The sequence below is a fragment of the Sphingomonas bacterium genome, assembly GCF_028289855.1.
GTDB lineage: Bacteria > Pseudomonadota > Alphaproteobacteria > Sphingomonadales > Sphingomonadaceae > Sphingomonas.
Window position 1 is genome coordinate 21,593 of record NZ_JAQGKZ010000094.1, and the last position, 6,921, is coordinate 28,513.

The following is a 6,921-nucleotide window of genomic DNA, read 5'->3' on the forward strand; positions in this document are numbered from 1 at the left end:
GTGGTCGAGGGGGTCGCACCGGCGCTGAGCGCGCTCGCCGCCGGGCGCCCCGCTCTGGTGTGGCGCCGCCAGATCGCCGACACCGAAACGCCAGTCGCCGCGGCGCTCAAGCTGATCGTGGCCGGCCGCGGCGATTTCCTGCTCGAATCGGTCGAGGGCGGCGCGGTGCGCGGGCGGCACAGCCTGTTGGGGCTGGCGCCCGACCTGGTGTTCCGCGCGACCGGTGACCGAGCCGAGATCAACCGCCATTGGCTGACCGACCGTGCGGCGTTCGTGCCCGCCGGGCAGCCGACGCTGGCGGCGTTTCGCGATCTGGTCGCCTCCTGCCGGATGGATGCGGTCCCGCCCGAATTGCCCCGCGCGCTCGCCTGCCTGGTCGGCTATTTCGGCTATGAGACGGTCGGGCTGGTCGAGCATCTGCCGCGCGCCGCGGACAACGGGCTTGGCCTGCCCGACATGGTGTTCGTGCGGCCGACCGTGGTGCTGATCTTCGACCGGCTAGCCGACCAATTGTTCCTCGTCGCGCCGCTCTGGCCGGATTCCGGTCTGGCGCCCGACCGCGCGGTCGAACTGGCCGAGGAGCGGATCGACGCGGTCGCAGCACGGCTGGCCAGCGCCGCCGTGGCACCGGCGCCACGCGCCGATCTGGCCGAGCCCGTTCTCACCCCCGTCCTGCCCGACGGGGCGTATCGGTCGATGGTGCTCAAGGCGAAGGGCTATATCGCCGCGGGCGACGTGTTTCAGGTGGTGCTCGCGCAACGCTTCACCGCGCCGTTCGCGTTGCCGCCGTTCGAGCTTTATCGCGCACTGCGGCGGATCAATCCTTCGCCCTTCCTCTATTTCCTCGACCTGCCCGATTTCGCGCTGTCGGGGTCCAGTCCCGAAATCCTCGTCCGCGTCCGCGATGGCGAGGTCACGATCCGGCCGATCGCCGGGACGCGACCGCGCGGGGCCACTGCCAGCGAGGACGAGGCCAACCGCGCCTCGTTGCTCGACGACCCCAAGGAACGCGCCGAGCATCTCATGCTGCTCGATCTCGGCCGCAACGATGCCGGCCGCGTCGCCGCGCCCGGCAGCGTGCGCGTGACCGACAGCTACACGGTCGAGATGTACAGCCACGTCATGCACATTGTGTCGAACGTGGTTGCCGAGCTGGATGCCGGAAAGGACGCGCTCGACGCGCTGTTCGGCGGCTTTCCGGCGGGCACGGTATCGGGGGCACCCAAGGTCCGCGCCTGCGAGATCATCGCCGAGCTCGAACCCGAAGCGCGCGGCGCCTATGCCGGCGGCGTCGGCTATTTCTCGCCCGACGGATCGATGGATTCGTGCATCGTGCTGCGTACCGCCGTGGTGAAGGACGGCGTCATGCACGTTCAAGCTGGGGCCGGTATCGTCGCCGATTCGACCCCAGAATACGAACAACGCGAGTGCGAGGCCAAAGCTGGAGCGTTGTTAGCGGCGGCGCGTGAGGCCGTGGCGCGCGCGAAAGATGCCCGGTTCGGGCAGTGAACTGACGCCAAGGAACACACGCTTCCCCGGCGTAGGCCGGGGCCCAGTAGCGAGCCGTCCACAACTGGGCCCCGGCCTTCGCCGGGGAAGCGTTGATGTCAATCCGGCCTACTGTACCGGCGCGTTAGGATCCTCATTGGTGCCCTTGGCGCGTTTGTCGGCCTTGAACTGCCGCGCCAGCGCGCGCGCGCATCCGGTCTGGCCACCGGTACCGACCGGCGAGCAGGTATCGGGGAGCCCGGCCGCCTCGCGGCTGGTCTGCTCGTCGGACGCGACGCGGTTGGTCCACGCCTGGTTGCTCGGCTTGATCGGCCCGCTGTCGCGCAGCTCCTTGGGGATGCGATACGGATTATCGACCTTAGTGCAGACGATGATCTCGTCGCCGGTCGAGGGCGGGCAAGTTTCGGTCGCCGAGATCGTCACCGACTTGATGCGTTTGGGCGGTTGGCCGGTCTCGGCCTGCTTGTCCTGCGCGATCGCGGTTACGGGGAGCGCGAGCAGCGCCAGGGCGGCGAAAGCGGTACGGAGCATGGTGTGCGACCTTTTGTTGCGTCCTATCAACGCGCCCGAGATAGGATCGATCCCGTATCATTCCAGCCGAAACGCGGCGAAACGAGGGCGCGGGGCCGATTGTCGCGCGTGCGCGGACACGCTAGCGGGGCGGCGATGATCCTGGTTATCGACAATTACGACAGCTTCACCTGGAACCTGGTCCATTACCTGATGGAGCTGGGCCAGGAAGTGAAGGTCGTGCGCAACGACGCGCTGACGGCGGCCGACGCGCTGGCGAGCAAGGCCGAGGCGTTCCTGATTTCGCCCGGCCCGTGCACGCCGAACGAAGCGGGGATCAGCCTCGATCTGGTCGCGGCGTGCGCCGAGACAGGACGCCCGTTGCTTGGCGTGTGCCTGGGCCACCAGGCGATCGGCCAGCATTTCGGGGGAAGCGTGGTGCGCGGCGGGCTGATGCACGGCAAGACGTCGGCGATCGGCCATGACGGCAGCGGCGTGTTCGCCGGCCTGCCCTCACCGTTCCGCGCGACGCGCTATCACTCGCTGGTAGTGGAGGGTGTGCCGGATACGCTGATCGTCAACGCGACCGCCGATGACGGGTTCGTCATGGGCTTCCGCCACCGCGACTTGCCGATCCACGGCGTGCAGTTTCATCCGGAGAGCATCGCGACCGAGCATGGCCACGCTTTGCTCGCCAATTTTCTCGAGATTGCGGGCTTGATCCTCCCCGGGATGGGGAGGGGGACGGCCGGCGCAGCCGGGGGTGGAGGGGGCCCGGTCACGGGCGCCCCACTCGCGGCGGCCCCCCTCCACCATCCTGCGGATGGTTCCCCTCCCCGTGCCGGGGAGGAATTGTGACGACCTTCTCCCCCCTCCCCGACCCCTCCTCGCCCCTGTCGCACGAATCCGCGCGGCAGGCGTTCGCCGATATCCTCGACGCGCGCACCAGCGAGGACGCGATCGCCGATTTCCTGATCGCGCTGTCCGACCGCGGCGAAACCAGCATCGAGATCGCCGAGGCCGCGCGCGCGCTCCGCGACCGGCTGATCCCGATCGACGCCCCCGTCGGCGCGATCGACGTATGCGGCACCGGCGGCGACGGGCACCACACGCTCAACGTCTCGACCGCGGTCAGCCTCGTGGTCGCCGCTTCCGGTGTCCCGGTCGCCAAGCACGGCAACCGCGCCGCCTCCAGCAAGGCGGGCGCGGCAGACACGCTGGAGGCATTGGGCCTCGACATGGAACGCGCCGGCGCGCTGGCGCAGGCGACGCTCAACGACCTCGGCATCTGCTTCCTGTTCGCCGCCAACCACCACCCGGCGATGAAGCGCATCACGCCGATCCGCCGCCGCATCGGCAAGCGCACGATCTTCAACCTGATGGGCCCGCTCGCCAATCCCGCGCATGTCACGCGCCAGCTGATCGGCATCGCGCGGCCCGATTATGTCGGCACCTATGCCGAGGCGCTCGGCGCGCTCGGCACCGAGGCGGGGCTGATCGTGTCGGGCGAGGAAGGGCTCGACGAAGTATCGGGCGCGGGGCCGACCGTCGCGATGAGCGTGGGTCAGTTATCTCTACCCGACCGGATCGCCCCGGAAGATGCCGGCTTGCCGCGCCACCCGATCGCCGCGATTCATGGCGGCGATCCCGCCTATAACGCCGCGGCGCTACGACGCCTTCTCAAGGGCGAACACGGCGCATATCGTGATGCGGTGCTGCTCAACGCCGCCGCCGCATTCGTCGTCGCGGGGCATGTCGAGAGCTTGCAGGAGGGCGCCGAGGAAGCCGCCGAGACGCTCGACCGCGGGCTGGCCAACGCCTTGCTCGACTGCTGGATCGCGTACGCATGAGCACTATCCTCGACCGCATCCTCGAGACCAAGCGCGCCGAAGTCGCCGCGAAGAAAGCGACCACGTCGCTCGCCAGCCTGGAGGCGATGATCGCACGCCGCGACACCCCGCGCGGGTTCAGGAAGGCGCTCGACAAAAAGGCGAAGACTGGTCCCGCTCTCATCGCCGAGATCAAGAAGGCCAGCCCGTCCAAGGTCGTGATCCGCGAAGATTTCGACCCGCCGGCGCACGCCCGCGCCTATCAGCGCGGTGGTGCGACGTGCCTCTCGGTGCTGACCGACGAGCAATATTTTCAAGGGTCCGACGATTATCTCGCGCTGATCCACGACACCGTGCCGCTGCCGCTGCTGCGCAAGGATTTCATGATCGACCCGTGGCAGGCGCACGAAAGCCGCGCGCTTGGGGCGGACGCGATCCTGATCATCGTTGCGGCGCTCGACGACACGCGCATGGCGGAGATCGAAGCGGCGGCGATCGACTGCCGGCTCGACGTGCTGGTCGAGGTGCACGATGAGCGCGAACTCAACCGCGCGCTCAAGCTCGAGTCACGCCTGATCGGGGTCAACAATCGCGACCTGCGCGATTTCACCGTCAGCTTCGACCGCACCTACGAGCTGGTCGGCAAGGCGCCGGCGGGTTGCACCTTCGTCGCCGAAAGCGGGCTGACCGGCCGCGCCGACCTCGACGCGATGCGGACCCGCGGGATAAACTGCTTTTTGGTCGGCGAGGCACTGATGCGCGCAGATGACATAGAGGCGGCGACGAAGGAATTGCTCGGTGGTTGACCTCACCCATCTCGACGACACCGGCGCCGCGCGGATGGTCGATGTGTCGGCCAAACCCGACACCACCCGCCGCGCCATCGCCGAGGGCCGCATCGCGATGTCGGCCGAAGCCGCATCCGCGATCCGCGACGCCAAGGTCGCCAAGGGCGACGTCCTGGCCGTTGCGCGCGTCGCGGGCATCATGGCGGCCAAGCGCACCAGCGAGCTGATCCCGCTATGCCACCCGCTACCGATCACCAGCGTCGCGATCGACCTGGCGCCCGACGACACCGGCGTCACCGTGACCGCTACCGTCACCACCACCGGCAAGACCGGCGTCGAGATGGAAGCGATGACCGCCGTCTCGGTGGCGTTGCTGACGGTCTACGACATGGCCAAGGCACTGGATAAGGGCATGACGGTTGGCGGCGTCAGGTTGCTCGAAAAGAGCGGCGGCAAATCGGGCGATTGGCGGGCGCCTTAGCGCTTCGCCACCCGCCGAAACCGGATCGAGCGCCCGTATCGCTCGAGCAGCAGATCGTCCCCCGCCCGCTTGAGCGGGGTTGCCTTGAAATCGACTTTGCCCAGATCGTTGGGGTCGAACCGAAAGTCGATTTCATATCCCCTGGCCGGATCGATCGTCACCGGATCGCTCGCCAGCTCGAACACATCGAACGACAGCGCGATCTTGACCGGCGGGTTGCCGGCGGCGAAGGGGATCGAGACTCCGTCGTCCCCGAGTTGCTGATCGACCGTGCGCCCGTCGGCGAGCAGGACGTGCGCATCGAACAATTGGCGGTTGATCTGCCCCGGCAAATCGAGCGTAATCCGCAATGCCCCTGCCGCTGCGGGCTTCTGCCCGATCACGCTGAAGCGCGGCGGCGTCACCGGATCGCTGGTCAGCAGCACCTGATTGCCGTTCGCGGCCCACGTTCCGGCCGCTTCCTCATCAAGCGCGCCGTAAGACAATCCGTATTCGAACCGCCCGTTGGCCTTGAGCGACAGGCCGACCGCCATTTCCATCTGCCCGCCGTCATAATCGCCGATCAGCTTTGCCGGATGGAGATCGGGCGTCGGGGCGGCAGCGGTCGCGATCAGCCCCGCCATGATCAACGCTTTCAGCATCCCGCCCTCTCCCTCGTGCCTTAGTCGGTCATCGTCATCGCGATCCAGGCGATATAGCCGACCATCACCACCGCGACGAACATGCACGACCCGCCCTTGATGTCGCGCGGTATGTCGTTCGCGTCATCGGCCCGCTTGCCGAAGAATTCCATCATGACGCCGAACACGACCAGCCCGCAAACGAGCAGCACCACGCCCCAGAATATACGCCACAGCCAGTCGGCGATCCACAGCCAGATCGCGGAATTCGCGGTGAGCCAGGCGCTAACGTCCGATGGCGGATATCCGAATATCCACGCGACCGCGAAAAAGATGAAGAACAGCAGGAAGACGAACGTCCACAACGTGCCGTAATTGCTGGCCCAGCGATTTTGGGTCGCGGAATATTTCCACGCCGTTCCGGACACCCCCCACAGCCATCGGAAAAAGCGCATCTGCCGCCCCCTCGGCGCGCTCGTACACGAAACACTGTCGCAGAGCGACGCGGCTGTGGCATGAGCGGGCGATGCCATCCGCCCTCTTGCCCGTCGCCGAAGCGCAATCGCGGTTGTTCGCGATGGCACCGCGCCTGCCCGCCGAAACCGTACCCCTCATCGACGCGGCCGGCCGCTGGGCGGCCGAGCCGATCGTCGCGAAGCGCTCACAACCCGCGGCGGACGTGTCGGCGATGGACGGCTATGCGATCCGCTTCGCCGATCTGCCCGGCCCATTCCGCCTGGTCGGCGAAAGCGCCGCCGGCCGCGCCTTTGCCGGCACGGTCGGCGCGGGCGAGACCGCGCGCATCTTCACCGGCGCGGCGCTGCCCGGCGGTGCAGACAGCGTGCTCGTCCAGGAGGAAGCCGATGCGCAGCGCGACGAGATCCGCCTGGCTGGCGAGGGGCCGAGGCGCCGGGGCGGCAACGTTCGTCCGCGCGGCCTCGACTTCCACCAGGGCGAGGTGCTGATCGCCGCCGGCGAGCGCATCACGCCCGCGCGGCTCGCGGTCGCGGCGATCGGTGGGCATGCGACGCTCCCCGTGCGCCGCCGCATCGTCGTCGCGATCGCCGGCACCGGCGACGAGCTAGTGCGGCCGGGCATGCCGCTGCGCGACGACCAGCTGCCCGAATCGAACGGCGCGATGCTCGCGGCGATGCTTGCCGGCTGGCCGGTCGAGGTGATCGACC

At 68.2% G+C, this 6,921-nt stretch carries 8 protein-coding genes and 1 pseudogene; 6 read left to right on the forward strand and 3 right to left on the reverse strand.

The genetic code is table 11. The features are described from left to right. The gene (locus JWM94_RS10925; RefSeq protein WP_299426450.1) at nt 1-1,509 is read left to right on the forward strand and encodes an anthranilate synthase component I family protein; all 1,509 of its coding nucleotides are present in this window, start codon (nt 1-3) and stop codon (nt 1,507-1,509) included. 108 nt (nt 1,510-1,617) lie between these two features. Here the strand turns inward: JWM94_RS10925 and JWM94_RS10930 are convergent, their stop codons facing one another. Further along, nucleotides 1,618-2,040 carry a hypothetical protein gene (locus JWM94_RS10930; protein ID WP_299426452.1) on the reverse strand — a complete coding sequence of 141 codons (423 nt, stop codon included), beginning with the start codon at nt 2,038-2,040 and terminating at the stop codon, nt 1,618-1,620. A 135-nt stretch (nt 2,041-2,175) separates the two neighbouring features. Between JWM94_RS10930 and JWM94_RS10935 the strand changes: the two are divergent. The 4 genes and pseudogenes from JWM94_RS10935 to moaC form a co-directional block, all read left to right on the forward strand. Continuing rightward, nucleotides 2,176-2,739: pseudogene (locus JWM94_RS10935) on the forward strand (aminodeoxychorismate/anthranilate synthase component II); the annotation flags it as partial. A 134-nt stretch (nt 2,740-2,873) separates the two neighbouring features. After that, entirely contained in the window at nt 2,874-3,869 is a 996-nt protein-coding gene (trpD, locus tag JWM94_RS10940) for an anthranilate phosphoribosyltransferase (protein ID WP_299426454.1), read from the forward strand. After that, nucleotides 3,866-4,654, forward strand: a complete 789-nt coding sequence (gene trpC, locus JWM94_RS10945) for an indole-3-glycerol phosphate synthase TrpC (RefSeq protein ID WP_299426456.1) — start codon at nt 3,866-3,868, stop codon at nt 4,652-4,654. The genes trpD and trpC overlap by 4 nt, the downstream gene beginning before the upstream one ends. Continuing rightward, nucleotides 4,647-5,117 carry a cyclic pyranopterin monophosphate synthase MoaC gene (gene moaC / locus JWM94_RS10950; protein WP_299426458.1) on the forward strand — a complete coding sequence of 157 codons (471 nt, stop codon included), beginning with the start codon at nt 4,647-4,649 and terminating at the stop codon, nt 5,115-5,117. Before trpC ends, moaC begins: the two co-directional genes overlap by 8 nt. Here moaC and JWM94_RS10955 read toward each other — a convergent pair. Both JWM94_RS10955 and JWM94_RS10960 read right to left on the reverse strand, forming a co-directional pair. Next, entirely contained in the window at nt 5,114-5,758 is a 645-nt protein-coding gene (locus tag JWM94_RS10955; protein ID WP_299426460.1) for a hypothetical protein, read from the reverse strand. The two genes, moaC and JWM94_RS10955, sit on opposite strands and share 4 nt — an antisense overlap. Nucleotides 5,759-5,778: 20 nt before the next feature. Next, entirely contained in the window at nt 5,779-6,192 is a 414-nt protein-coding gene (locus JWM94_RS10960) for a hypothetical protein (RefSeq protein WP_299426462.1), read from the reverse strand. A gap of 71 nt (nt 6,193-6,263) precedes the next feature. On the opposite strand from JWM94_RS10960, the gene JWM94_RS10965 reads away from it, so the two are divergent. Next, a partial coding sequence (locus JWM94_RS10965; protein WP_299426465.1) for a molybdopterin molybdotransferase MoeA occupies nt 6,264-6,921 on the forward strand: 658 nt, incomplete at its 3' end.